At 73.7% G+C, this 24896-nt stretch carries 22 protein-coding genes; 4 read left to right on the top strand and 18 right to left on the bottom strand.

Annotated elements, in window-relative coordinates:
• Positions 1 to 28 precede the first annotated feature (28 nt).
• On the bottom strand, positions 29 to 1237 hold the full coding sequence (locus OG702_RS28485) for an acyl-CoA dehydrogenase family protein (protein ID WP_327291799.1): 1209 nt from the start codon (positions 1235 to 1237) through the stop codon (positions 29 to 31).
• Positions 1238 to 1301: 64 nt separating this feature from the next.
• Positions 1302 to 2885: an MFS transporter gene (locus tag OG702_RS28480; RefSeq protein ID WP_327291798.1), complete on the bottom strand. Its 1584-nt coding sequence runs from the start codon at positions 2883 to 2885 to the stop codon at positions 1302 to 1304.
• 316 nt (positions 2886 to 3201) lie between these two features.
• On the opposite strand from OG702_RS28480, the gene OG702_RS28475 reads away from it, so the two are divergent.
• Entirely contained in the window at positions 3202 to 4230 is a 1029-nt protein-coding gene (locus tag OG702_RS28475) for a phosphatase PAP2 family protein (RefSeq protein WP_442814567.1), read from the top strand.
• Between the two features lie 102 nt (positions 4231 to 4332).
• Here OG702_RS28475 and OG702_RS28470 read toward each other — a convergent pair whose 3' ends face one another.
• The 3 genes from OG702_RS28470 to OG702_RS28460 all read right to left on the bottom strand — a co-directional run bounded on the left by OG702_RS28470 (position 4333) and on the right by OG702_RS28460 (position 6840).
• Positions 4333 to 4587, bottom strand: a complete 255-nt coding sequence (locus OG702_RS28470) for an I78 family peptidase inhibitor (RefSeq protein ID WP_327291796.1) — start codon at positions 4585 to 4587, stop codon at positions 4333 to 4335.
• Between the two features lie 201 nt (positions 4588 to 4788).
• Positions 4789 to 6084 carry a glycosyltransferase gene (locus tag OG702_RS28465; RefSeq protein WP_327291795.1) on the bottom strand — a complete coding sequence of 432 codons (1296 nt, stop codon included), beginning with the start codon at positions 6082 to 6084 and terminating at the stop codon, positions 4789 to 4791.
• Positions 6085 to 6222: 138 nt separating this feature from the next.
• On the bottom strand, positions 6223 to 6840 hold the full coding sequence (locus tag OG702_RS28460; RefSeq protein WP_327291794.1) for a LysM peptidoglycan-binding domain-containing protein: 618 nt from the start codon (positions 6838 to 6840) through the stop codon (positions 6223 to 6225).
• 202 nt (positions 6841 to 7042) lie between these two features.
• Here OG702_RS28460 and OG702_RS28455 point away from each other — a divergent pair, with 202 nt between their 5' ends.
• Together OG702_RS28455 and OG702_RS28450 are read left to right on the top strand one after the other, a co-directional pair.
• The gene (locus OG702_RS28455) at positions 7043 to 7870 is read left to right on the top strand and encodes a hypothetical protein (protein WP_327291793.1); all 828 of its coding nucleotides are present in this window, start codon (positions 7043 to 7045) and stop codon (positions 7868 to 7870) included.
• A gap of 464 nt (positions 7871 to 8334) precedes the next feature.
• Complete coding sequence (locus OG702_RS28450) at positions 8335 to 8583, top strand: hypothetical protein (RefSeq protein ID WP_442814742.1); 249 nt, start codon at positions 8335 to 8337, stop codon at positions 8581 to 8583.
• A gap of 25 nt (positions 8584 to 8608) precedes the next feature.
• Here OG702_RS28450 and der read toward each other — a convergent pair whose 3' ends face one another.
• From der to OG702_RS28430, 4 genes are all read right to left on the bottom strand, one after another.
• The gene (gene der / locus OG702_RS28445) at positions 8609 to 10066 is read right to left on the bottom strand and encodes a ribosome biogenesis GTPase Der (RefSeq protein ID WP_327291791.1); all 1458 of its coding nucleotides are present in this window, start codon (positions 10064 to 10066) and stop codon (positions 8609 to 8611) included.
• A gap of 74 nt (positions 10067 to 10140) precedes the next feature.
• A complete protein-coding gene (locus tag OG702_RS28440) occupies positions 10141 to 10725 on the bottom strand; it encodes a lysophospholipid acyltransferase family protein (RefSeq protein ID WP_327293412.1) in 585 nt (194 codons plus the stop codon).
• 80 nt (positions 10726 to 10805) lie between these two features.
• Positions 10806 to 11486 carry a (d)CMP kinase gene (gene cmk, locus OG702_RS28435; RefSeq protein WP_327291790.1) on the bottom strand — a complete coding sequence of 227 codons (681 nt, stop codon included), beginning with the start codon at positions 11484 to 11486 and terminating at the stop codon, positions 10806 to 10808.
• Between the two features lie 116 nt (positions 11487 to 11602).
• Positions 11603 to 12688, bottom strand: a complete 1086-nt coding sequence (locus OG702_RS28430) for a prephenate dehydrogenase (RefSeq protein ID WP_327291789.1) — start codon at positions 12686 to 12688, stop codon at positions 11603 to 11605.
• Between the two features lie 216 nt (positions 12689 to 12904).
• Here OG702_RS28430 and OG702_RS28425 point away from each other — a divergent pair, with 216 nt between their 5' ends.
• Positions 12905 to 13633: a nucleotidyltransferase domain-containing protein gene (locus OG702_RS28425; RefSeq protein WP_327291788.1), complete on the top strand. Its 729-nt coding sequence runs from the start codon at positions 12905 to 12907 to the stop codon at positions 13631 to 13633.
• Positions 13634 to 13674: 41 nt separating this feature from the next.
• Here the strand turns inward: OG702_RS28425 and OG702_RS28420 are convergent, their stop codons facing one another.
• The 9 genes from OG702_RS28420 to OG702_RS28380 form a co-directional block, all read right to left on the bottom strand.
• Positions 13675 to 14850, bottom strand: coding sequence for a pseudouridine synthase (locus OG702_RS28420; protein WP_327291787.1), 1176 nt, complete (start codon positions 14848 to 14850; stop codon positions 13675 to 13677).
• Entirely contained in the window at positions 14850 to 15542 is a 693-nt protein-coding gene (gene scpB / locus OG702_RS28415; protein ID WP_327291786.1) for an SMC-Scp complex subunit ScpB, read from the bottom strand. The genes OG702_RS28420 and scpB overlap by 1 nt, the downstream gene beginning before the upstream one ends.
• The gene (locus OG702_RS28410; RefSeq protein ID WP_327291785.1) at positions 15539 to 16693 is read right to left on the bottom strand and encodes a segregation and condensation protein A; all 1155 of its coding nucleotides are present in this window, start codon (positions 16691 to 16693) and stop codon (positions 15539 to 15541) included. Before OG702_RS28410 ends, scpB begins: the two co-directional genes overlap by 4 nt.
• 65 nt (positions 16694 to 16758) lie before the next feature.
• The gene (locus tag OG702_RS28405) at positions 16759 to 17454 is read right to left on the bottom strand and encodes a hypothetical protein (protein ID WP_327291784.1); all 696 of its coding nucleotides are present in this window, start codon (positions 17452 to 17454) and stop codon (positions 16759 to 16761) included.
• Complete coding sequence (locus OG702_RS28400) at positions 17439 to 18404, bottom strand: ParA family protein (RefSeq protein WP_393672164.1); 966 nt, start codon at positions 18402 to 18404, stop codon at positions 17439 to 17441. Before OG702_RS28400 ends, OG702_RS28405 begins: the two co-directional genes overlap by 16 nt.
• Positions 18405 to 18772: 368 nt before the next feature.
• Positions 18773 to 19888, bottom strand: coding sequence for an alanine dehydrogenase (gene ald, locus OG702_RS28395; RefSeq protein WP_327293411.1), 1116 nt, complete (start codon positions 19886 to 19888; stop codon positions 18773 to 18775).
• A 238-nt stretch (positions 19889 to 20126) separates the two neighbouring features.
• A complete protein-coding gene (locus tag OG702_RS28390) occupies positions 20127 to 22214 on the bottom strand; it encodes a tetratricopeptide repeat protein (RefSeq protein WP_327291782.1) in 2088 nt (695 codons plus the stop codon).
• 199 nt (positions 22215 to 22413) lie between these two features.
• Positions 22414 to 23037, bottom strand: a complete 624-nt coding sequence (locus OG702_RS28385; RefSeq protein ID WP_327291781.1) for an NUDIX hydrolase — start codon at positions 23035 to 23037, stop codon at positions 22414 to 22416.
• Positions 23038 to 23075: 38 nt separating this feature from the next.
• The gene (locus tag OG702_RS28380) at positions 23076 to 24728 is read right to left on the bottom strand and encodes a CTP synthase (RefSeq protein ID WP_327291780.1); all 1653 of its coding nucleotides are present in this window, start codon (positions 24726 to 24728) and stop codon (positions 23076 to 23078) included.
• Between the last annotated feature and the right edge of the window lie 168 nt (positions 24729 to 24896).

The following is a 24896-nucleotide window of genomic DNA, read 5'->3' as shown; positions in this document are numbered from 1 at the left end:
CGAGCCGCCGTCGGCCGTATGACGCCGGTCAGCCGCGGAAGGCGTCGAGACCGGTGAGCGCCTTGCCCAGCACCAGCTGGTGCATCTCGACGGTGCCCTCGTAGGTGAGCACCGACTCGAGGTTGGTGGCGTGCCGCATGACGGGGTATTCGAGCGAGATGCCGTTGGCGCCGAGCACGGTGCGGGCGGTGCGGCAGATCTCGATGGCCTCGCGGACGTTGTTGAGCTTGCCGAAGCTGATCTGCTCGGGGCGCAGCCGCCCGGCGTCCATCCGGCGGCCGAGGTGGTGGGCCAGCAGGATGCCCTTGTGCAGCTCCACGGCCATGTCGGCCAGTTTGGCCTGGGTGAGCTGGAAGCCGCCGATCGCGCGGCCGAACTGCTCCCGGCTGCGGGCGTAGTCGAGCGCCGCCTCGAAGCTGGCGCGGGCCGCGCCCATCGCGCCCCACACGATGCCGTAGCGGGCGTGGCTCAGACAGCTCAGCGGGCCGCGCAGCCCGGTCACCCCGGGCAGCACCGCGTCGGCCGGCAGGCGGACGCCGTCCAGGACCAGTTCGCTGGTGACCGAGGCGCGCAGGCTCCACTTGTGGTGGATCTCGGGGGCGCTGAAGCCGGCGGTGTCGGTGGGCACGGCGTAGCCGCGGATGCCGTCGTCGGTCTGCGCCCACACCACGGCGACGCCCGCGACCGATCCGTTGGTGATCCACATCTTGCGGCCGTCGAGCACCCAGTCGGAGCCGTCCCTGCGAGCCCGGGTGCGCATCCCTGCGGGGTCGGAGCCGTGGTCGGGCTCGGTGAGCCCGAAGCAGCCGATGACCTCGCCGGCGGCCATCCGCGGCAGCCACTGCTGCTTCTGCTCCTCGGAGCCGTAGCGGTGGATCGCGTACATCGCAAGCGAGCCCTGCACCGAGACCAGCGAGCGGATGCCGGAGTCGGCCGCCTCCAGTTCGAGGCAGGCCAGGCCGTACTGCACGGCGCTGGCGCCCGCGCAGCCGTAGCCGGTCAGCGGCATGCCGAGGGCCCCGAGCGCGCCGAGCTCGCGGGCCAGTTCGCGGATGACGGGCAGCTCGCCGCGCTCGTACCAGCCGGCCACATGCGGCAGCACCCGGTCGGCGGCCCACTTGCGTACGGTGTCGCGGACCGCGCGGTCCTCCTCGCCGAGCAGGTCGTCGAGACCCAGCGGGTCGTAGGGGTCGAACGGCGGCAGGCCGGACGGGGACGCTTTCGCTGCGGGCGGCATGGCAGGGACCTCCGGCCAGAAAAACTAGCAGTGGTAACGACGGACTCCGGCCCGACGTTACGGTTCAGTCTGCCGCGCGTCCAGAGCGTACGGACGTCGGTGCCGCCTGGCGCGCCGGGAGTTGCGCGTCCCGGCTGACCGCGGGCCGGGTGTCTGGCGGGGCGCACTCCATCACGCGCGGCAGCCGCAGCGCCGCGCACGCGCCGCCGACCAGCAGTACCGCGCTGACCAGCAGCGTCAGGTGCATGCCGAAGACGAAGGAGTTGCGAGCCGCGTGCCGCAGCGCGGCCCCGCTGCCGCCGCCGAGCCGGTCGGCGACGTCGTAGGCCCCGCCCAGCGACTGGCCCGCCGCGGCGGTGTCGGCGGCGTCGACGCCTGCGGCGTGCGGGGCGTAGGCGGCGTTCATCACGCTGCCGAGCAGGGCGATGCCCATCCCGGCGCCGAGTTGGTACGAGGTCTCGCCGATCGCCGCCGCGCCGCCCGCCTGGTGGGCGGGGGCCTCGCTGAGCATCGACTCGTAGGCGCCGAAGAGGGTGGCCTCAAGGCCCGCCCCGAGCATCACGAAGGCGGCGGTCAGCAGCAGCGGCCGGTCGTGCTGGCCCATCGCGGTCAGCGACAGCACGGCGAGCGCGGTGAGCAGGAAGCCGCCGGCGACCATCCGCCGTGGGCCGAAGCGCTGCAGCAGCCGGGGTCCCGCCAGGCCCGCGGCCATCGCGGCGAAGGTCAGCGGCAGCAGCCGCAGACCGGTGTCCAGCGGGCTCAGGCCGAGCACGAGTTGCAGGTACTGCACCGCGATCAGCTCCAGGCCCACCAGCGCGAGCATCGCCAGCACGATGCAGCCGACCGAGGTGGTGAAGCCCGCCCGGGCGAACATCCGCATGTCGATCAGCGGGTGCTCCCGGCGGCGCTGGCGGCGTACGAACAGCGCCAGCAGGGCGGCGCCGGCCAGCAGAGGCAGCCACACCGAGGGTTCGAGCGGGGCCGCGCCCGCGCCGAGCCGTTTCACGCCGAAGACCGTGCCGAGCACTCCGAGCGCGGCGGTGACCGCGCCGAGCACGTCCCACGGCCCGTCGCAGGCGCCGCGCGACTCGGGCAGCAGCAGCCTGCCCGCCGGCAGCATCACCGCCATCAGCGGGATGTTGACCAGGAAGACCGAGCCCCACCAGAAGTGCTCGACCAGCAGGCCGCCCAGCACCGGGCCGATCGCCGCGCCCACCGCGGCGACCGCGCTCCACACCCCGATCGCCAGGGCCCGCTCGCGGCGGTCGGGGAAGACCTGCCGCAGGATCGACAGGGTGGCGGGCATGATCATGGCGCCGCCCGCGCCGAGCAGCGCGCGGGCGGCGATCAGGATGTGCGGGGTCGGCGCGAAGGCGGCAAGCGCGGAGGCGGCACCGAAGAGGGCGTAGCCGGTGAGCAGCACCCGGCGGCGGCCGATCCGGTCGCCGAGCGTCCCGAACAGGATCAGCAGCGAGGCCGCGATCAGCGGATACGCGTCGACGATCCACAACAGGGCCTGCCCGCTGGGGTGCAGGTCCTCGCTGAGCGCCGGCACCGCGACATGCAGCACGGTCGCGTCCAGCGCCACGATCAGCAGGCTGACGCAGAGGACCACCAGAATGGTCCACCGGCTGACCGGTCGCGTCATGGGCGTACCTCCACGAACGAGTGAGCGGCCAGCGTACGCGAGCCCCGCCGCTGCTCCTGGCCCCGCGCGGCGGCCGTCCGGACACGGCGTACCGGCGATCGGACGGGAAACTCCGCAGAAAGGGCAGGGAAATAAGCGATAAATAAGAACACGACGATGTGAGTATCAACACCCGAACATAAACTCCAGGCCTTCCCGCATTCTGCCGAAACCGCCCTCAGCCAAAGGGGTGGTGAGACGCAGTCCACATCACATCGTCATTACAAAGCAGGCCGTTCGGCCGACCAATGCCGTCACACGCTGTAACGTCGATTGGGTGCGTACCGATGACAGGCTCCACCGAGCGGCGGAGCGCCCGGCCAACCGCGCCCTGCCGCGGATGAGTCGAACACGCGTATGGCTGTTCGGCGCGACGCTGGCGGTCTACGTGGCCATCGTCGTGGGCGTCCTGACCACCTCGAAGCTGGTGACGCTGGACTGGCAGGTCATGCTCTGGCGTCCCTACAAGCAGTGGCCGCAGATCCACGCGTTCCTGGACTATTTCGTGGTTCTCGGTCAGCGCGGTCCGACCGCCGTCATGGTGCTCGCCTGGCTGGGCTGGCGGGCGTGGCGGCATCGCACCCTGCACCCGCTGCTGGTGCTGGGCACCTCGCTCCTCCTGCTGAACATCACCGTGGGGGCCGTGAAATACGGCCTGGGACGGCTCGGACCGCATTACGCGACGACCGTCGGATCGGCCGAGATGTTCGCCGGCGGCGATATATTTCCCTCGGGTCACACTGCCAACGCGGTCGTGACCTGGGGTGTTCTGGCGTATCTGGCCACCACGTCGCGGGCCAGGCGCTGGGGCTCGGTGGCCAGCGCGTTGCTGGCGCTCGGCGTGGGCGCGACGACGGTCTACCTGGGCACGCACTGGGTGAGCGACGTGCTGCTCGGCTGGGCCGCGGGGCTGCTGATCCTGCTGGCGCTGCCGTGGTTCGAGCCGGCGATGGCCTCGGCCGAGGTCTTCCTGACCACCGCCTGGACGCGGTGGCGGGACCGCTCGCACAGCCTCGCCCGGCAGACGGTGCCCGCGGGCGCGCTCGCCCGGCAGGACGAGGACCCCGGCGCCGCGCAGGCCACCCGCCACGCGGTCACCGCGAGCGGCACGGCGGCATCGGCGGCCACCACCGCGACCGCCCCGGGGGCGAACAGCCCGCACGCGCCGGGCCGGCCGCCCACCGGGCGCCACGAACGCACCCCGATGACGCCGGCGGGCAGCCGCCGCCCGCCGGTGGAGCGCCCCCGCCCGGCCCCGCCCCTGGTCCACCAGCAGGCCGCCCGCGGCCGGGGCGTCTCCGGCTGATCCCGCCGCGCAGGCAGAAGGGCCGGTCACCGTACGCGATACGGTGACCGGCCCTTCCCGCTGTCCGGGGCGGCCTGCGGTGCCGGCCGGCCTGCGGGGCGGTCAGCCCAGCCAGCAGCGCCGGATCCGGCCGTCGGCGACCGTGAAGTTCAGCCGGCCGGCCACGTACTCCATCGTCACCACCGCGTCCGGCGGCAGGCTGCGCACCGTCTGCCAGCCGTGGTCGTAGGCCCTGCGCACGGCTTCCTCCTCCGGCAGGCCCGGGTAGGCGTCGAGGTCGTCGTGCGGATTGGGGGCCGGGAAGGGCCGCTGCGGCTCGTCGGGGTCAGGGTCGGCTGAGTGCGGTGAGGGCGCCATGCCTGCCACGGTAGGCCGCCGGACGGGTGTACGCCGCCCGGGTGGGGGTATGCGTCACAGATCGTGTATTCCTTACACGGCCCCACGTGCGAATACCGCGCCCCAATGAATTTGCTGTGCGCACAACTTGTGCACAACTTCTCCGCAATGCCCGCCGTCACCCGGTCCGATATGCGGACGGATTGTGATTCTGCGGGTGGGTCAGCGGTCGGCCGTCCGGCCCCCGGCCTTGCCGCGGGTCTTTCTGACCGCCGCCCTGCGGGCGGCGCCGCCGGCGTCGAGGGCGGTCAGCACCGACCCGGCCACCCGGGTGGCCGTCGCCCGCACCGACGCGCGCGCACCGGCCGCGGGGCGGCGGCGGGCGGCGAGCAGCTCGCGGTAGAGCCGCAGATGCCGCTCGGCGACCACCGCGGGGTCGTACGCCGCCGCGGCGGCCAGCGCCGCGCGGCCCATCTCCTTGCGGCGCTCGTCGTCCTCGATCAGCCGCAGCAGCGCGGCGGCGATCGCGGGGACGTCGCGCGGCGGCACCAGCAGCCCGGTCACCTCGTCCCTGACGATCTCCCGCGGGCCAAGCGGGCAGTCGGTGGCGACCACCGGAAGCCCCGCCCGCATGCCCTCCACGATCGTCATCCCGAAGGACTCCACGGACGAGGTGACGGCCAGCACCGAGGCCTTGGCCAGTTCGGGCTCGATCGGCGCCGCGGGGCCCATCAGCCGCACATGCCGGTCCAGACCGAGCTCCGCGATCAGGGCGGCCAGGGCCGCGCGCCGCTCGCCCTTGCCGTAGAGCCGCAGCCGCCAGTCGGGGCGGGCGGCGGCGACGGTGGCGAAGGCGCGGACCAGGTCCTCGTAGCGCTTGGCCTCGGCGAGCCGCCCCGCGGCCACCACGACGCGCGCCGACCCGTCGGAGACCGCGTCACCCGCCGCCGGCACGCAGTTGGGCACCCCGGTGGCGCGGATGCCGGGCATCCGGCGGCGGTAGACGGCGGCGTCGGCGCCGGTGGTGGTGGTGACGGCGTCGAGTGCCGGGTAGCGGCGCCGCAGGGTCGCGGTGAGGCGGGTGGAGTGGGTGTCGAACGTCAGGTGCTCCTGGGCGACCCGGACGATACGCCGGGGCGCCTGCCGGGCTATGTGCACGTTGAGGCCGGGCCGGGTGCCGACCACCACGTCGGCGTCCAGGGCCGCAAGGCAGGCACCGATCAGGTCGTCGGTCAGGGCGCTGTACTCGGCGTACTTCCGGTCGCCGCGCGGGAAGACCCGGGCGGGGCGGCCGGCCCGCGGGTCGTCGCGCAGCCGGGCCGGGCCCTCCGTACGCAGGTCCGCCAGCGGGCGCAGCCGGACCCGCGGGTCGTAGGCGAAGGCGGGCACCTCGCGGCTGCGGAAGACCGAGAGCACCTCCACCTCGTGCTCGGCGGCCAACGCGCCCGCCAGGTTGCAGGTGGTGCGGATGGTGCCGCCGACGCCGTAGGCGTTGTGCAGCAGGAAGGCTATGCGCATCGCTTTCAGATCCCCCGGGCAGCGTCCCGCCCCGGCCGGCGGGCCGGGGGCTGACGGACTGTCAACCCTCGACCTTAGCAACCGCCGGACATTCGTTCGAGGTTCGCGGTGCGGACGGCTCCGGTCCGCCGGACCGGATCAGTCGAGGGTGAGGACCGCTCCCGCGGCCAGCTGGTTCGGGTCGCCGCCGACCGCCGCCTTGTTGAGCTGGTACAGCTGCTGCCAACCGCCGGACACGCCGTAGTCGGCGGCGATCTCCGACAGGGTCTCGCCGCTGCGCACGGTGTGCACGATGTGGGTGTGGTCGCTCAGCCCCAGCCGCTTGGAGCAGGCCGGCCAGGCACCCCAGCCCTGGACCCGCAGCACGGCCTCGGCGACCGCGATCTGCTGGTCGGGGGTGGCCAGGTCGGCCCGCTTGGCGTACTTCAGGCCGCCGAACAGCTCCCAGGTCGGCTGCCAGAACTGCAGCCCGCCGTAGAAGCTGTTGCCGGTGTTGATGTGCCAGTCGCCGCTGCTCTCGCACATCGCGATGTCGTCCCAGACGGAGCGGGCCCGCCGCACCGCCGCCGTCGCCCGTGCGGGCTGCTCCGCGGGGGTGCCGAGCGCCGCGCGTACGGCCGCCGGGCGCGAGGGTGCGCCCTGCGCCGCCGCGGCGGGCTGGGCGGTCAGCGGCAGCAGGGCTGCGGTGCCGAGACCGGCGAGGACGGCCACGCGGTGGCGTCGCGGACTATGACGATAAAACGATTTCTCGCTCATCGGCACACGCTAAGCAGGCACTCCCCCGGCTTCCGGGGCGGCACGCCCCGCCCCGCACCGCACCCACCCGTTCGGCCCACCCCCTCCCGCGCCGGCCTGCGGGGCCGAACCCGCGTTCCGGCAAACCGTGACTCCCGGCACGGACCGGCCGTTGTCACAGTGCGCCGGGGCAGGCCCGGCCGAACGGACCAAGGAGACTCCCGTGGCGCCCCTGCTCGACGTGAGCGACGAGGTACGAGCCGAGATCGGCGAGGAGGAGACGCAGCGGCTCCTCGCGGGCGAGAACGCGCCGGGCACGTACGACTGCACGTCCTGCCGCACCCCCGGGGACACCGGGCAGGAGCGGACGAGCACCGTGCTCTTCGTCGGGGACGAGACCGCGGTGCTGGCGTTCGCGCACGCCGCGTGCATCCCCTCGCAGGTCGTGCCGGTCTCCGAGGAGCACCTGCAGGGCGCTGTGCGCAGCATCTCGGCCGACGAGGAGGCGGCGCCCGCCTTCCCCGTGCAGGCGCCCGCCCCCGCCGCCGCTCCCATGCCCGCGCCCGGGACGGCGCCGCGGCAGGCGGTACTGGGCATCACCTGCGGGCTGATCATCGTCGAGGAGGCGCTGCGGCCCGCGCTGGTGATCGAGCCGACCGGACCGGTCGCCCGGGTCGGCGCCACCGGCAGCGGCGACGACTTCCTGCCGCTGCTCATCGAGCAGGGATTCATGCCGCAGCTCGACCTGGAGGCGCCGCCGTCGCCGCTCACCGGCTGGTCCGTGCTGCTGGCCATGGGCAAGCTGCACGCCGTGCTGCAGCCGGCGGTGGGCGGCGCCCCGCCCACCGCGTGGTGGCAGGCCCACCAGCCGCTCCAGGTCAGCGACGGCTGGCGGGCCGCGGTCAGCCGCACGAACGCGGTGTACGTCTACGCGGGGCCGGCCGGCTCGATCGGCCGGCAGCCCCGGGAGGACCTCATGCGGGACGCCCTCGCCAAGGCCTGTGCCAGGGGGCAACTGGTCGGGGCGACCATGCCGCTCGCGGGCACCTGACCGGAACCCCTTCCCCTGGGCACGGGGGCCGTGCGCTCCCCCTTCCGCAGGGGGCGCGCTTCCGCGGGCCGCGGTGGGCGGGCGGCTCCCCTTCGCAAGGGACCAGCGCACCACCGGCCGGTGGTCCGGCAACGACGGCAACAGCCCCTTCGGGGCGGTGACGACCCGCGGCCCGGCGGGGGGCAGGGCGCGCAGTTCCCCGCGCCCCTGGGTGAGTTCCACATGCGGAGCCTTCACACGCGACGGCGCGTCGTGGCTGGGCGCGCAGTTCTCCCCCAGCGCTTCGCCTGGGGGCACCCCCACGCGCCCCTGTCGGGCGCCGCCCGGGCGCAGAGGGGGGCGCCGACCGGGGGGGGGAAGTTCAGCCGGGCGGCCCGCATCCTGGGGGAATGCCGGTCGTTGGCAGATACGTGCAGACCTTTGACGCCTCCTCCCGGTCCCCCTTCCAGCGGTACATCCCGCCGATGCGCAGCGCGCAGGACGCGTCCGGGGGCGGTGGCTCGGCCACGCCGATCTACGACGCTCTGTACAGCGAGTACCGCCGGCTCTTCCGTACGCTGCCGGGCGACCGCACCGGCGAGGAGTCGCTGCAGTTCGTCGGTTTCTCCACCTGGCACCCGGACTTCCCGCCGGCCTCGCCGGGCCGGCACCGGGGGAACGGCCCGGCGGCGCTCCCACCGGGCCGGGCGGACAACCGGATGAACGAGCTCTGAGCCCCGCCCGCCCGGCCCGGCAGGGCTACTTCTTGCGGCCGCGCTTCTCGCGGACCCGGACCGACACCTGGATCGGCGTGCCGGCGAAGCCGAACTCCTCGCGCAGCCGGCGCTCGATGAAGCGCCGGTAGCCCGCCTCCAGGAAGCCCGAGGCGAAGAGGACGAAGCGCGGCGGCTTGGTGCCCGCCTGGGTGCCGAACAGGATGCGCGGCTGCTTGCCGCCGCGCACGGGGTGCGGGTGGGAGGCGACGATCTCGCCGAGGAAGGCGTTGAGCCTGCCGGTCGGCACCCGGGTCTCCCAGCCGGCCAGGGCGGTCTCGATCGCGGGGACCAGCCTCTCCATGTGCCGCCCGGTGCGGGCCGAGACGTTGACCCGGGGTGCCCACTGCACCTGGACGAGGTCGCGCTCGATCTCGCGTTCCAGGTAGTAGCGGCGCTCCTCGTCCAGCAGGTCCCACTTGTTGTAGGCGATGACGACCGCCCGGCCCGCCTCGACGGCCATCGAGATGATCCGGGTGTCCTGCTCGGCGAGCGTCTCGGAGACGTCGACCAGGATGACTGCGACCTCGGCCTTCTCCAGGGCGGCGGCGGTACGCAGCGAGGCGTAGTAGTCGGCGCCCTCGGTCAGGTGGACCCGGCGGCGGATGCCCGCGGTGTCGATGAACTTCCAGGTGATGCCGCCGAGTTGGATCAGCTCGTCGACCGGGTCGCGGGTGGTGCCCGCGATCTCGTTGACGACGACCCGGTCCTCACCGGCGATCTTGTTCAGCATCGACGACTTGCCGACGTTGGGCCGGCCGATCAGCGCGATCCGGCGCGGGCCGCCGACGACGTCGCCGAACGTCATCGCGGGCGCCTCGGGCAGCACGTCCAGGATCGCGTCCAGCAGGTCGCCGGTGCCGCGGCCGTGCAGCGAGGAGACCGGGAAGGGCTCGCCGAGGCCCAGGTTCCACAGCGCGGCCGCGTCGGCCTCGCCCGAGGGCCCGTCGACCTTGTTGGCGGCCAGCACGACCGGCTTGCCGGCCCTGCGCAGCAGCTTGACGACGGCCTCGTCGGTGTCGGTGGCGCCGACGGTGGAGTCGACCACGAAGACCACCGCGTCCGCCGCCTCGATGGCGAACTCGGCCTGTGCGGCGACGGAGGCGTCGATGCCCAGCACGTCCTGCTCCCAGCCGCCGGTGTCGACGATCTTGAAGCGGCGGCCGTTCCAGTTCGCCTCGTACGTGACGCGGTCGCGGGTGACGCCCGGCTTGTCCTCGACCACTGCCTCGCGGCGGCCGATGATCCGGTTGACCAGGGTCGACTTGCCGACGTTCGGGCGGCCGACGACGGCCAGCACCGGCAGCGGGCCGTGGCCCGCCTCGGCGAGGTCGTCGGCCACCTCTTCGAGGTCGAAGCCCTCGTCGGCGGCGAGCTCCATGAACTCGGCGTATTCGGCGTCGCCGAGCGCGCCGGTCTCGCCGTGCTGGTCGTGCTGGTCCATTGGTCTCTCCGTCGGTCAACAGTGGTGCGCGCGGCACCGGGTGGCCTGAGCCGGTGCGGTGCCGCGGCGGTGGTTCAGCGGCCGGTGGTCCGCCGGGCCTCGCCCATGTGTGCGGTCAGCCGGTCCTGGATGCGCAGGGTCGCGGCGTCCAGCGCGGTACGGGTGCGCCGCCCGCTGCCGTCGCCCGCGGCGAAGGGCTCACCGTAGACGACATCGATCCTGCTGCGCAGCGGCGGCAGTGCGGACACCATCCGGCCGCTGCGTGCGCTGCCCAGCACCGCGACCGGCACGATGGGCGCGCCCGAGCGCAGCGCGAAGTACGCCAGTCCCGCGCGCAGCTCGGCGAACTCCGCGCCGCCGCGGGTGCCCTCGGGGAATATGCCGAGCACACCGCCCTGCTCGAGCACCCCGAGCGCACGGGCGATCGCGGTGCGGTCGGCGCTCGCCCGGTCGACCTCGATCTGCCCGATCGCCCGCAGGAACGGGTCGAGCGGCCCGACGAAGGCCTCCTTCTTCACCAGGAAGTGCAGGGGGCGGGGCGAGGTGCCGATCAGCATCGGACCGTCGATGTTGTGCGCGTGGTTGCCGGCCAGGATCAGCGGGCCCTGCGCCGGGATCCGCCAGGCGCCGAGCACCCGGGGGCGCCACAGGCCGTTCATCAGGCCGATGCCGATGCCGCGGGCCACGGCGGCGCCGCGCGGGCTGGGCAGTGCGGCGGTGTCCTGGTGGTGCTGGGTGGTCACCTGACGGTCGCCCGCTTCTCCTCGACCAGGGCGACGACACGGTCCACCACCTGGTCGAGGGTCAGGTCCGAGGTGTCGACCTCGATGGCGTCGGCGGCCTTGGCGAGCGGCGAGGTCTTGCGGCCGGCGTCGGCGGCGTCCCGCCTGGTCAGCGCCTCCTGGGTGGCGGCCAGGCTCACCGCGCCCTTGAGCTCGGTGCTGCGGCGGGCGGCGCGGACCTCGGCGGAGGCGGTGAGGAAGATCTTCACTGTCGCGTCGGGCAGCACGGTGGTGCCGATGTCGCGGCCCTCGACCACTATGCCGGCCGTCGCGGAGGCGGCCGCGGCACGCTGGAACTCCACCATCCGGGCCCGCACCTCGGGCACCGCGCTGACCGCGCTGACGGCCGCGGTGACCTGCTGGGAGCGGATCGGGGCGGTCACGTCGACACCGTCGACGCTGATCTGCGGGTCGAGGGGGTCGGTGCCGGAGACGACGGCCGGCTTGCCGGCGGTGTCCGCGACGGCGACCGGGTCGTCGACGTCGATGCCGTTGGTCAGCATCCACCAGGTGATGGCCCGGTACTGGGCTCCGGTGTCCAGATAGCTGAGCCCGAGCTTGGCGGCGACCGCCTTGGAAGTGCTGGACTTGCCTGTGCCGGAGGGGCCGTCGATGGCGACGATCACCGGGTTGTCCACAGCGGAAGGCCTTCCTCGTGCCACCCGGCTGGGCGCCGGGCCATTCCACCTAGATTACCGGCCAATCGGGTCCCCCCGGTCCCCCCGCCCTCCGACCCCCGCCCGGCTCCCGGGGGTCAGGGCCGCAGGGACCACGCGCGGTCGCGCAGTGCGGCAGCAAGCGTGTGGGCCGAGCGCGGCTCGACGAAGAGATGGACCAGACCCGCCTGCTGGGCGGTGCTGTGCTCGATCCGCACGTCCTCGATGTTCACCCCGGCGGCGCCCGCGTCGGCGAAGAGCCTGGCCAGCTCGCCGGGCTGGTCGCCGATGAGCACCGCGACGACCTCGTACGCCTTGGGGGCGGCCCCGTGCTTGCCGGGGACCTTGGCGCGCCCGGCCCTGCCGCGGACCAGGACGTCCTCGACCGCGGCGGCGCCCCCGCGCCGCTTCGCGTCGTCGGCGCTCTGCAGGGCCCGCAGCGCCTCGACGGTGCTGCCGAGGTCGGCGGCGAGGTCGGCCAGGACGTCGGCGACCGGTCCCGGGTTCGCGGCGAGGATGTCCATCCACATCGCGGGCTCGGACCCGGCGATCCGGGTCACGTCGAGGATGCCCTGCCCGCACAGGCGCACCGCGCTGTCGTCGGCGTGTTCGAGCCGGGCGGCGACCATGCTGGAGATCAGCTGCGGGGTGTGGGAGACCAGGGCGACGGCCCGGTCGTGGGCGTCGGTGTCCATGACGACCGGGACGGCCCCGCACAGCGCGACCAGCTCCAGCGCGAGGTTGAGCACGTCGGTGTCGGTGGCGGGGCTGGGGGTGAGCACCCAGGGGCGGCCGTCGAAGAGGTCCTCGGTGGCGGCCAGCGGCCCCGAGCGCTCGCGGCCCGCCATCGGGTGCGTGCCGATGTACGCCGACAGGTCGCAGCCGAGGGCTTCGAGCTCGCGGCGCGGACCGCCCTTGACGCTGGCCACGTCCAGGTAGCCGCGGCCCAGGCCGCGGGTCATCGCGTCGGCGAGGGTGGCCGCGACATGCGCCGGGGGCACGGCGACGATCACCAGGTCGACGGTGTCGTCCGGCGGGGCCGCGCTGCCCGCGCCGAGCGCGGCCGCGGTCCTGGCGGCGGAGTCGTCACGGTCGCTGAGCCGGACGTCGACCCCGCTGGCGGTCAGCGCGAGCGCGGCCGACGTACCGACGAGTCCTGCGCCGATGACGAGTGCGGTTCTCACGTGGCGGTGTCCTTGCCGGAGGGGGGTGCGTACGGCCGAGGCCTCGCCGACGAGCGTAGCCAGCGGCGGCCCGGGGTGAGAGCCGGGACCGTACCGCGAGACGGGCCGGGCGCCGGCCGGTCCCAGGTGTCCCGTACTCACCGTAAACCCCCTGGTCACCGTCCGAAGCAGCAAATCTCCGGCGGGCGGGCGGACACCGTGGCGATAATCGCCACCATGCGTGAATCTCTGGGGCACGTTCTGGTCCGCGAGCACACGGTCTACGCGTGTGTCATGGGCTCGCGCGCGTTCGGTCTCGCCACCGGGAAGAGCGACATCGACCGGCGCGGGGTGTTCGTGGCTCCGGCACCGCTGTTCTGGCGGTTCGACAAGCCCCCGACGCATGTCAGCGGACCGCGCGACGAGGAGTTCTCCTGGGAGATCGAGCGCTTCTGCGCGCTGGCGCTGCGCGGCAACCCCAACGTGCTCGAGTGCCTGCACTCCCCGCTGGTCGAGCGGCTGGACGCCACCGGGCGCGAGCTGCTCGACCTGCGGGACGCCTTCCTGTCCCGCCGGGTCGAGGCGAGCTTCCGCGGCTACGCCCAGCAGCAGCTGGGCCGCCTGGAGGCGGACATCCGCACCCAGGGCGAGCCGCGCTGGAAGCACGCCATGCACCTGCTGCGGCTGCTGGCCAGCTGCCGCGACCTGCTGCGTACCGGCACCCTCACCATCGACGTCGGCGACCAGCGGGAGACGCTGCTCGCGGTGCGGCGGGGTGAGCTGGGCTGGGAGGAGGTGCGCGGCCGGATGCGCGCCTTGTACGACGAGGCAGACGCGGCCGCGGCGGCGACCCCGCTGCCCGCGGAGCCGGACCGGGCCAGGGTGGAGGACTTCCTGGTCCGCGTCCGCCGGGCGTCGGCGGCCGCCGCGCTCCCGGCGTCCGCCGGCGGCGGCTTACCTGGCTGACCTCCCGGCCTCCCCGGCGCCCCGGCTCCCGCGGGGCCGGCCTACAGATCGACCTCGTGCATCAGCATGCCGACCTCGGTGTTGGTCAGCCGGCGCAGCCACCCGGACTTCTGGTCGCCCAGCGGGATCGGGCCGAAGCTGGTGCGGACCAGCTTGTCGACCGGGAAGCCCGCCTCGGCGAGCATCCGCCGCACGATGTGCTTGCGGCCCTCGTGCAGGGTGACCTCGACCAGGTAGTTCTTCCCGGTGTTCTGCACGATCCTGAAGTGGTCGGCGCGCGCCCAGCCGTCCTCCAGCTCGATGCCGCTCTTGAGCTGCTTGCCCAGGTCGCGGGGCAGCGGGCCCTGGATCGCGGCGAGGTAGGTCTTCTGCACGCCGTAGCGCGGGTGGGTCAGCCGGTGGGCCAGCTCGCCGTGGTTGGTGAGCAGGATCAGGCCCTCGGTCTCGGTGTCGAGCCGGCCGACGTGGAAGAGCCGGGTCTCCCGGTTGGTGACGTAGTCGCCGAGGCACTGCCGCCCGTCGGGGTCCTCCATGGTGGAGACGACCCCGGCGGGTTTGTTCAGGGCGAAGAACAGATACGACTGGGTGGCCACGGTCAGCCCGTCGACCTTCACCTCGTCGTGCTCGGTGTCGACCCGCAGCCCCTGCTCGGTGACGATCCGCCCGTTGACCTCCACGCGGTGCTGCTCGATCAGTTCCTCGCAGGCCCGCCGGGAGCCCATGCCGGCCCGCGCGAGAACCTTCTGCAGCCGCTCGCCCTCCTGCTCGGCGCCGGGGAAGGTCTTGGGCAGGTTCAGCTTGGGCTTGCTGTGCCGCTCCCGGTTGCGCTCCTCGATCTGCGCGTCCAGCTCGCGCGGCCTGGCCGGGGCCGGGCCGCGGCCGCGGTTGCCGGTCGGCTTGTTGCTGCCGGGCTTGGTGCGGGGCATGCCGCCGGGCTTGTTGGCGCCGGACTGGCCGGTGCTGCCGACGTCGTAGCGGCGCTCCTCGGGGCGCGGCTTGGCGGGGCGCTGCGGGGGGCCGTCGGCCCGCCCTGGCGCGTCCCCGCGCCGGGGCGCGTCGCCGCCGCGCCCGCCGGACCCGGCGCCACGGCCGGAGCCCGCGCCTCTGCGGTCCGGGGCGCCGCTCCCGCGCCGGTCTCCCCCGGAGCCACGCCGGGGGGTGCCCCCGTCGCCCCTGGAGTTACGGTCGCCGCCGCTGTTCCTGTCGCTGCTTCGCATCAAGTTTCCGTATTCGCAATGGTCGATGGCTCGTCCGGCGCATCCGGATCGAACGACGGCAGTCCCTCCTGGGACTCCGCCTCGACCGCGTCCGCCTCCGGCAGGAACGGGGCGAGCTCGGGCAGCTCGTCGAGGCTGCGCAGGCCCATGCGTTCCAGGAAGTAGTTCGTCGTCCTGTACAGGATCGCACCTGTCTCGGGTTCCGTCCCACCTTCGACCACCAGACCCCGTTGCAGCAGCGTCCGCATGACGCCGTCGCAGTTGACCCCGCGCACCGCCGAGACGCGCGAGCGGCTGACCGGCTGCCGGTAGGCGACCACCGCGAGCGTCTCCAGCGCGGCCTGGGTCAGGCGCGCGTGCTGGCCGTCCAGGACGAACTTCTCCACCGCGGGCGCGAGGTCGGGCCGGGTGTAGAAACGCCAGCCGCCGGCCACGAGCCGCAGGTCGAAGCCCCTGCCCTCGCGGGTGTAGTCGTCGGACAGCTCGCGCAGCGCCTTGCCCACGGCCCGCCGGGGGCGTTCGAGCACCTTCGCGAGCTGCTCCTCGGTGGCGGGTTCGTCCACCACCATCAGCACCGCTTCGAGTGCCGGCTTCAGCTCCAGCCCGGCGGTGGCCGCGTCGAGCAGGCCGGTCGGCGGGGACTGCTGTTCGGGCAGTTCGAGTCCGGCGGTGAGATCCGCCACGTCGGTCATCGTTGTTCTCCGTTCCGGCCCTGGGCGGGCTTGGCCGCGGCCTCCTGGTCGAATTCGTCGGTCACCAGCGGGGCGTCCACCGGCTGCTCGCCGCCGGTCCAGCGGACCTGGAGCTCGCCCAGCGCCTCCTCCTGGTCCAGTGCGACCGCCTTCTCCCGGTACAGCTCGAGCAGCGCCAGGAAGCGTGCCACCACCGTGAGCGTGTCGGGCGCGTCCGCGGTGAGGTCGCCGAAGCTGGCCGCGCCCCGCTCCCGCAGCAGCGCGATCACGTGCTCAGCCTGCTCGCGCACGCTGACCAGGGGGGCGTGGATGTGGTCCACGTACACCTGGGGCCGCGGCCTGGGCTGCATCGCCTTGACCGCGAGCTGCGCGAAGCGCTCGGGGCCGATGCTCAGCACGACCTCGGGCAGCAGTTCCGCGTGCTGCGGTTCCAGGCCCACCGTACGGGGGTGGCGCAGCGCCTCCTGCTCCAGCCGGTCGGCGAAGATCGCCGCGATCTGCTTGTAGGCGCGGTACTGCAGCAGCCGGGCGAAGAGCAGGTCGCGGGCTTCGAGCAGCGCGAGGTCCGCCTCGTCCTCGACCTCGGCGGCGGGCAGCAGCCGGGCGGCCTTGAGGTCGAGCAGGGTGGCGGCGACCACCAGGAACTCGGTGGTCTGGTCGAGGTCCCAGTCCGGCCCCATGGCCCGCAGGTGGGCCATGAACTCGTTGGTGACCTTGGACAGCGCGACCTCGGTGACGTCCAGCTTGTGCTTGGAGATCAGCTGCAGCAGCAGGTCGAAGGGGCCCTCGAAGTTCGCCAGCCGTACGGTGAACCGCCCGTCGCCTGCCTCCTCCTCGGCCGGCGCCCCGTCCTGCCGGCCCACGGCCGCGGCGGGCGGCGCGGCCGGGGGGACGCCCGCAGGTCCGGCGTCCGGTTCCGGTACGAGCTCCGGTCCTTCGGCCGGTTCCGTTACGAGCTCCGGTCCTTCGGCCGGTTCCGTTACGTGCCCCGGTCCTTCGGCCGGTTCCGTTACGTGCCCCGGTCCTTCGGCCGCCGGAACGGGCTCCGGCTCCGCCGCGGTGTCGCCGGACGGCGGTTCCTGCCAGGCGGCGGCGCCGCGGCCGAGGGCGCGGCGCGGGCGGTCGGAGTCGTCGGTCGTGGTGGTCGGCATCGCGGTCCAGGGTGCGGGGGCGGGAACGGCAGGCTATCTCCCCCCGCCCCGGCTTCCGCGGGGGCTCAGCGGCCGCGCAGCCGGCGGACGAGGATGCTGGCGTCGCCGCGCGACTCCAGGTCGGCGAGCACCACGGCCACCGCCTCGCGCACGATCCGGCCGCGGTCGATGGCCAGGCCGTGTTCGCCGCGCAGCACCAGCCGGGCGTGCTCCAGGTCCATCAGCTCCTCGGCCGAGACGTAGACGGTGATCTTCTCGTCGTGCCGTTCGCGCCCGCTGGGGCGCCGGTTCTGCCGGGGCGCCTTGCGGCGGGCCCCCTGCTGCGGCCCTGGCTGGCCCTGTGGCGGCTGCGCGGTGACCGGGGGTGGTACGGGGTGCTGCGCCGCCGTGGCGGGCGCGTACGGCTGCTGGGCCGGCACGTGCTGCTGCGCCGGAGCGGCGGAGGCGCTGCCGTTGACCGTGCCGCTGCCGTTGGCGGCGGCGGCACCCTGCGGCCTGCGGCCCTGCGGGACGTCCCGGCCGCCGTGTTCCGTGCCGCCGCCCTGGTCCCTGCCGCCGCGGTCCTGGCCGTCGTCGGCCGTGTCCGGGTCGCCCTGCGCCGCCCCGCCGCCCTGGCCGGGGTCCTGGCCGGGCCGCAGCCGCGTGTCGCCCTGCGGCTCGCTGCCGGCGTGCTGCTGCCGGGGCTGCGGCGCCTGGAGCGCGGCACCCCCGGTGGTCCGGAACAGCTCGTCGGCGCCCGGCAGGGTCACTCGGCGTGGCACCGGGCGAGCACCTCCCTGGCGAGTTGGCGATAGGCGGCTGCGCCCACGGAGTTGGAGGCGTAGGTGGTGATCGGCTCGCCGGCCACGGTGGTCTCCGGGAACCGCACGGTTCTGCCGATCACGGTGTGGAAGACGTGCTCGTCGAAGGCCTCGACCACCCGGGCGAGCACCTCGCGGCTATGCACGGTCCGCGAGTCGTACATGGTGGCGAGGATGCCGTCGAGTTCGAGTTCCGGGTTGAGCCGCTCGCGGACCTTCTCGATGGTCTCGGTGAGCAGCGCGACCCCGCGCAGCGCGAAGAACTCGCACTCCAGCGGCACGATCACCGAGTGCGCCGCGGTGAGCGCGTTGACGGTGAGCAGGCCGAGCGAGGGCTGGCAGTCGATCACGATGTAGTCGTAGTCGGCCATCAGCGGCTTGAGCGCGCGCTGCAGGGTCGACTCCCTGGCCACCTCGCTGACCAGCTGCACCTCGGCGGCCGACAGGTCGATGTTGCTGGGCAGCAGGTCCATGCCGGGCACCGCGGTCTTGAGCAGCACCTCGTCCGCCGCGAGCCCGCGTTCCATCAGCAGGTTGTAGACGGTGATGTCGAGTTCCATCGGGTTGACGCCGAGTCCGACGGACAGCGCCCCCTGCGGATCGAAGTCGACAAGCAGCACCCGGCGGCCGTATTCGGCCAGCGCGGCACCCAGGTTGATGGTCGAGGTGGTCTTGCCGACCCCGCCCTTCTGGTTGCACATCGCGACGATCTTCGCCGGGCCGTGGTCGGTGAGCGGATTGGGGATCGGGAAGTAGGGCAGCGGCCGGCCGGTGGGGCCGACGCGTTCGCGGCGCTGGCGGGCCGCGTCAGGTGCGAGGGTCGCGGCGTACTCCGGATCGGGTTCGTACTCCGCGTCGGGGTCGTAGAACTGGCCGTCCTGCAGGTCGTTGTCGTCGTTGTAAGGCGCCATGGCGTAAACAGGTTGCGTCTCTGTTGTCGTCTCGGCTCTGCGCGACTCGAAGGTGCGGACCGCAACGGAACCGACGGTCATTCCTGGTTGACCACCCCCGGGAGCAAATGTCGACTCATTCACAAGTCGTCTTACCTCCTTGGTGACCAGGAAACTTCTAGACAGGTCAGCGTGACTACAGCCGACGATTCGCGACTCTATGGCGTGTCGGTGGTTCACAGCAACACAATCCGCCGGACACGGCACGATGTGTCGGCAACCGAACACCCGGCTGTCAAGGGCGTAAGCACATGAACGGCCGGGTCCTGACAGCGCAAGACCCGGCCGGAGGTGCGGTGTTGACACCGAGGTGACACCGCGTGCCGCTATCAGCCCAGCAGCGTGCGCAGTTCGACCGGGTCGAGTCCGTGCGCGTCGGCGACCGGACCGTAAACGACCTGTCCCTCATGGGTGTTGAGGCCGAGTGCCAGCGCCGGGTCGCGGCGCAGCGCCTCGCGCCAGCCGCGGTCGGCCAGTTCGACGACGTAGGGCAGGGTGGCGTTGGTCAGTGCGTAGGTCGAGGTGTTGGGCACCGCGCCGGGCATGTTGGCGACGCAGTAGAAGACCGACTCGTGCACGGTGAAGGTCGGCTCCGCGTGCGTGGTGGGCCGGGAGTCCTCGAAGCAGCCGCCTTGGTCGATCGCGATGTCGACCAGTACGGCGCCCGGCTTCATGCGCGAGACCAGCTCGTTGGTCACCAGCTTGGGCGCCTTGGCGCCCGGTATCAGCACCGCGCCGATCACCAGGTCGGCGTCCAGCACGGCCTGTTCGAGCGCGAGGGCGTTGGACGCGATGGTCTGCACCCGGTTGCCGAAGACCTTGTCGGCCTCGCGCAGCTTGTTGACGTCCTTGTCCAGCAGGGTGACGTGGAAGCCGAGGCCGAGCGCGATGGTGGTGGCGTGCCAGCCGGAGACGCCGGCGCCGATGACCACGGCCCGCCCCGACCGCACACCGGGCACCCCGCCGGGCAGCACCCCGCGGCCGCCGGCCGAGCGCATCAGGTGGTAGGCGCCGACCTGCGGGGCGAGCCGCCCGGCCACCTCGGACATCGGGGCGAGCAGCGGCAGCCTGCGGTCGGCGGTCTCGACCGTCTCGTAGGCGATCGCGGTGGTGCCGGACTCCAGCAGCGCGTCGGTGCACGCGCGGGAGGCCGCCAGGTGCAGGTAGGTGAAGAGGGTCTGGTCCTTGCGCAGCCGGTGGTACTCCTCGGCGACCGGCTCCTTGACCTTGAGCAGCAGGTCGGCGGCGGCCCACACCTCGTCGGCGGTGCCGAGGATGGCGGCGCCCGCCGCCACGTACTCGGCGTCGGGGATGGACGAGCCGTGGCCCGCGCCCTCCTCGACGACGACCTGGTGTCCGCCTCGTACGAGCTCGTGCACGCCGGCCGGGGTGATGGCCACGCGGAACTCGTTGTTCTTGACCTCGCGGGGGATGCCCACCTTCACGTCGATCACGGTCCTTGACTGAGGGAAACCGGCAGGAACGTCCTGACATCGCGCGGGTTGGCACGACACGTCGGACCTGACCGCGTCGTGTGCGGCCATGCCCAGTCTAGTGAAGGAGGAGCTGCTGTCCAGCCTTACAAAATGGCTGGTTCTGCGCGAAGGATTGGCAGTTTCGTAGGCTGGTGAGGGGTTCCGCCGAGCATGGGCCGGTCACCGGGGCATTGCCCCGATGTCACGGTCAGGGCAATTCCGCCGCCTGCGCACCAGGGCTGGACAGGCCGTTCGCGGCCTCGCGCTGCAGCCTGGCGCCCTCCGGGTCGCCGAGCCGGTCGAGCAGGTCCGCGAGCCGCAGCAGCAGCGCCGCCTCCAGTCGGCGGTCGGCCGCCTGCCGCGCCCAGTACAGCGCGTCGCGGCAGCTGCGGACGGCGTCCTCGGGGCGGCCGGCGAAGTCCTGCACCCGGGCCGCCTCGGCCAGCGCGCGGGCCTGGGCCGGCAGGTCGCCGAGCCGCCTGCTGATCCCGGCGGCCGTCCGCCAGGCCCGCAGCGCCGGACCGTACTGGCCGGTGTAGGTCAGCAGGGTGCCGATCCTGCCGTGCAGCCTGGCCTGGTCGGCGAGCTCGCCGCCGGCCTGGCGCAGGGACAGCGCGCGGCCGTACCAGTCGAAGGCGCGTCCCGGGTCGTGGCGCTCCAGGTACGTCCCGCCGAGCGCTTCCAGGACGCGGCCCTCGGCCTGCCGGTCGTCGCAGGCACGGGCGGCGCCCAGGGCCACGCGGTAACGCTCCACGGCCCGGTCGGTGCGGCCGGCGGCGGCGTCCAGGTCGCCGAGGTTGATCAGCGCGGCGGCCTGCTCGCGCTGCAGCCCGCGGCGCTCGGCGACGTCAAGCACCAGCGAGTGCAGCTCGTAGCGCTCCGCGGCCATCGCGTCGCCGCCGGGGAAGGCGGCCAGCGCGCGGACCAGGGCCGCCACCAGGCGCCGGGCGAGCGTGTCCAGCTCGCCGTCGGCGACCGCGGAGCGCACGGCGGCCAGCAGCGCGGGCAGCCGCGACTCCAGCCAGTCGGCCGCCGCCTGCGCGGTGTCGAACCGCAGGGCGCGCGGCATGCCCTCCTCGACCGGCTCGCGGGCCAGTGCCGCACGGCACGACAGCAGCAGCCGTACGGTCCGCTCCAGCATCCTGGCCCGCGCCAGCCGTACGTCCTCGGGGCGCTCGGCGCCCGCGAGCAGCGCGGCGAGCATCGGTTCCAGGCAGCCCGGCACCCGGTACTGCGGCGCCCCGCCGGCCAGCAGCCCGTCGCGGACGAAGTCGTCCAGCGTCCCCTGCGCGGCCTCCAGCGCGCAGCCGGCCAGCGCGGAGGCCCCCTGCGCGTCCACCGCCCCGGCGGGCGCCAGCACCAGCAGGCGCAGCATCCGGGCCGCGGCGGCCGGCAGCGAGTCGTACACCAGCCGGAAGGCCCGCACGAGCTCGCCGGCGGGCGGCGGGTTGCGCGGCGGCGGCACCGCGGCAGCGGTGCCCGCGGGCGGCGGGGGGACGAGCGGGGCCGGCGGGATCTCGCGCAGGCGGGTGGTGGCGTCGGCGAAGGACAGGCCGGGGCGGGCGGCGAGCCAGCCGGCGGCCAGGTGCAGGGCGGTGGGGTGGCCGGCGAGTTCGTGGACCAGGGACTCCGCGCCGCGCGGGTCGCAGCTGACGCGGGTCTCGCCGACCGCGGCGGACAGCAGCCGCACGGCGGCCGGGGTGTCCAGGCCGCCGAGCGTGCACGGCCGCACGTCGGTGACGCCCGACAGCGGGCCGTCCGAGGTGGCCACGACCAGGCTGTCCGTGGCCTCGGGCAGCAGCGCCGCGAGTTGCCCGGCCTGCACCACGTCGTCCAGGACCAGCAGCAGCCGCCGCCCGGCCGTCGCGCCCGGCAGGTCGGCCGCCCCGGGGCCGAGCGCCCGCAGCAGCCCGCGGGCCACCTGCTCGACCGGGACCGGCGTGCCCTCGGCACTGGTCAGGCGGACGAAGACGCCGCCGTCGGGGTAGCGCGGCGCCACCTCCGCGGCCACCCGCAGCGCCAGCGCGGTCCGGCCGGTGCCGGGGCGGCCGGCCACCAGCAGCACCCGCGCGGCCGTCCGCGTACCGGCGCCCAACCCGGGCGTGTCGATCTCCGCGAGCAGTTCGGCCAGCTCCCGCTCCCGCCCGACGAAGCCGGCCGGCACCGCGGGCAGCACGATCACCCCGCCGTCCCCGGGCCGCGGCCCCTCGCCGTCCGGGCCCGCCACCTGCGCGTTGCCCGTACCCGGGCCGGAGCGCGGGGCAGGCGGGTCCGAGTGGAGGGACTGGTCGGTCACGGGCCACGCTCCCGGCTTCGTCGGTCCTGGTCGCCGCGTCCGCACGGCGGCGCCGTCGCCGCTACGGCGACGAGCGTAGTTGACGCGCGCGCCGCCGGACCCCGGGGCATCCGACGTCCGCGACAGCGGACCTCCCCGCGCCGGTCAGGCCCGGGCGGACCGCTCCCCCGCGGTCCGCCGGGTCAGCGGGCCGTCCCCGTCACGCCGTGAACGGCCGGGCGGGCCACGGCGACTCGGCCGGGCGCAGCGCGTCGAGGCCGTCGCCGGTGAGTGCCGCCCGCAGCGCCAGCGCGCCGACGACCAGGCAGTTGTTGTGCAGGTCGCCGGCCAGGGCGCCGACGACCAGGTCGGCGAGCGGGACCCGGGCGACCTCCATGTCGGCCTCCTCCTCGGAGACCGCGAAGCGCTCGCCCTCCGCCTCGGAGATGCCGCGGGCCAGGAAGATCCGCACGGCCTCGTCGCTGCCGCCGGGCGTGGTGTAGACGTCGGTGAGGACCCGCCAGTCCTCCGCCTTGACGTGCGCCTCCTCGTACAGCTCGCGCTGCGCGGCGTCCAGCGGATTCTCACCGGGGACGTCGAGCAGCCCGGCCGGGATCTCCCAGAGCTTGTGCCGCACCGGGTGCCGGTACTGCCGCAGCACCAGCACCCGGTCCTCGTCGTCGAGGGCGAGGACGGCGACCGAGCCGGGGTGGACCTGGTAGTCGCGGGTCGCCGTGGAGCCGTCAGGCATGACCACCTCGTCCGTACGGACGCTGGTCTTCTTGCCGGTGAAGGGCGTGGCGGTGGCCGTGACGCGCCACTCCTGCGGGGTGTCCTTGAGCATGCTGCGCCTTCCGGGACTTGGGCGTGCGGATACGGGTGTCAGACGGTGCGGCGCTCCACCGCGGCCTTCACCAGCCCGGCGAAGAGGGGGTGCGGGCGGGTCGGGCGGGACTTCAGCTCGGGGTGCGCCTGGGTCGCCACCAGGTACGGGTGCACCTCGCGCGGGTACTCGACGTACTCCACCAGCTTGCTGTCGGGGGACGTGCCGGAGAAGACCAGGCCGGCCGCCTTCTCCAGGTCGGCGCGGTAGGCGTTGTTGACCTCGTAGCGGTGCCGGTGCCGCTCCTCGACGTACGGCTGGTCGCCGTAGACCTCGCGGACGATGGAGCCCTCGGCGAGCTTGGCCGGGTAGGTGCCCAGCCGCATCGTGCCGCCCAGGTCGCCCTTGCCGTCCACGATGTCCAGCTGTTCGGCCATGGTGGAGATCACCGGGTGGGCGGTCGCCGGGTCGAACTCGGTGGAGTTCGCGTCGGCGATGCCGGCCAGGTTGCGGGCCGCCTCGATGACGATGCACTGCAGGCCCAGGCACAGCCCGAGCAGCGGGATGCGCTGCTCGCGGGCGTAGGTGATCGCGGAGACCTTGCCCTCCACGCCCCGGTCGCCGAAGCCGCCGGGCACGCAGACCGCGTCCACGTCGCCGAGCTGCTCGGCGGCGCCCGCCGGGGTCTTGCAGGCGTCGGAGGTGACCCACTTGATGTGGACCTTGGCGTTGTTGGCGAAGCCGCCGGCCCGCAGCGCCTCGGTGACCGACAGATAGGCGTCCGGCAGGTCGATGTACTTGCCGACCAGGGCGACCTTCACCTCGTGGGCGGGCTCGTGCACCCGCCGCAGCAGGTCGTCCCACTGCGCCCAGTCCACATCCCGGAACGGCAGGTCCAGCCGGCGGACGACGTACGCGTCGAGGCCCTCGGTGTGCAGCACCTTGGGGATGTCGTAGATGGACGGCGCGTCGATCGCGGCGACGACCGCGTCCTCGTCGACGTCGCACATCAGCGAGATCTTCCGCTTGATCGCGATCGGCACCTCGCGGTCGGCGCGCAGCACGATGGCGTCCGGCTGGATGCCGATGTTGCGCAGCGCGGCCACCGAGTGCTGCGTCGGCTTGGTCTTCAGCTCCCCGGACGGGCCGATGTAGGGCAGCAGTGAGATATGGACCACGAAGACGTTGTCCCGGCCGACCTCGTGGCGGACCTGCCGGATCGACTCCAGGAACGGCAGCGACTCGATGTCGCCGACGGTGCCGCCGACCTCGGTGATGACCACGTCCACGTCGTCGGCGGCCATCCGCCGGATACGGGACTTGATCTCGTTGGTGATGTGCGGGATGACCTGCACGGTGTCGCCCAGATACTCGCCGCGCCGCTCCTTGGCGATGACCGTGGAGTACACCTGCCCGGTCGTGACGTTCGCCGAGCCGGCCAGGTTGACGTCGAGGAAGCGCTCGTAGTGGCCGATGTCCAGGTCGGTCTCGGCGCCGTCCTCGGTGACGAACACCTCACCGTGCTGGAACGGGTTCATGGTGCCCGGGTCCACGTTCAGATACGGGTCGAGCTTCTGCATGGTGACCCGCAGGCCGCGCGCCTTGAGCAGCGCACCGAGACTGGAGGCGGTCAGTCCCTTGCCGAGCGAGGAGGCCACCCCACCGGTGACGAAGAGATGCTTGGTCGTCGTGGATTTCGGCGCAATTGCCAAGAGGGGGCTCCCGTGGTCGCGAGGTGAGGGTCGGGACGGTGCTCGTCGGGGGAGCGCCGTCGCGGCGGTTCAGTGGTTCAGCCCACCGGCCCACGGGCTACCAGGGTATCAGCGGTGCCGGGCCGCATCGGCAGGCGGCATGGCGGCCGGGCCGCGTTTCACCCTCCG

The organism is Streptomyces sp. NBC_01198, assembly GCF_036010485.1.
In the GTDB taxonomy this organism is placed as follows: Bacteria; Actinomycetota; Actinomycetes; order Streptomycetales; family Streptomycetaceae; genus Actinacidiphila.
This window is presented reverse-complemented; position numbering and strand designations above follow the sequence as displayed.

What these genes read in the sequence shown, in the direction of transcription:
- OG702_RS28465 (WP_327291795.1), bottom strand. Translation starts at nt 6,084, where the DNA reads ATGCGCATAGCCTTCCTGCTGCACAACGCCTACGGCGTCGGCGGCACC.
- OG702_RS28420 (WP_327291787.1), bottom strand. Translation starts at nt 14,850, where the DNA reads ATGCGAAGCAGCGACAGGAACAGCGGCGGCGACCGTAACTCCAGGGGC.
- OG702_RS28425 (WP_327291788.1), top strand. Translation starts at nt 12,905, where the DNA reads ATGCGTGAATCTCTGGGGCACGTTCTGGTCCGCGAGCACACGGTCTAC.
- OG702_RS28410 (WP_327291785.1), bottom strand. Translation starts at nt 16,693, where the DNA reads ATGCCGACCACCACGACCGACGACTCCGACCGCCCGCGCCGCGCCCTC.
- scpB (WP_327291786.1), bottom strand. Translation starts at nt 15,542, where the DNA reads ATGACCGACGTGGCGGATCTCACCGCCGGACTCGAACTGCCCGAACAG.
- der (WP_327291791.1), bottom strand. Translation starts at nt 10,066, where the DNA reads ATGGACCAGCACGACCAGCACGGCGAGACCGGCGCGCTCGGCGACGCC.
- OG702_RS28480 (WP_327291798.1), bottom strand. Translation starts at nt 2,885, where the DNA reads ATGACGCGACCGGTCAGCCGGTGGACCATTCTGGTGGTCCTCTGCGTC.
- OG702_RS28450 (WP_442814742.1), top strand. Translation starts at nt 8,335, where the DNA reads ATGCGCAGCGCGCAGGACGCGTCCGGGGGCGGTGGCTCGGCCACGCCG.
- OG702_RS28385 (WP_327291781.1), bottom strand. Translation starts at nt 23,037, where the DNA reads ATGCTCAAGGACACCCCGCAGGAGTGGCGCGTCACGGCCACCGCCACG.
- OG702_RS28440 (WP_327293412.1), bottom strand. Translation starts at nt 10,725, where the DNA reads ATGAACGGCCTGTGGCGCCCCCGGGTGCTCGGCGCCTGGCGGATCCCG.
- OG702_RS28485 (WP_327291799.1), bottom strand. Translation starts at nt 1,237, where the DNA reads ATGCCGCCCGCAGCGAAAGCGTCCCCGTCCGGCCTGCCGCCGTTCGAC.
- OG702_RS28470 (WP_327291796.1), bottom strand. Translation starts at nt 4,587, where the DNA reads ATGGCGCCCTCACCGCACTCAGCCGACCCTGACCCCGACGAGCCGCAG.
- OG702_RS28400 (WP_393672164.1), bottom strand. Translation starts at nt 18,404, where the DNA reads ATGGCGCCTTACAACGACGACAACGACCTGCAGGACGGCCAGTTCTAC.
- OG702_RS28460 (WP_327291794.1), bottom strand. Translation starts at nt 6,840, where the DNA reads ATGAGCGAGAAATCGTTTTATCGTCATAGTCCGCGACGCCACCGCGTG.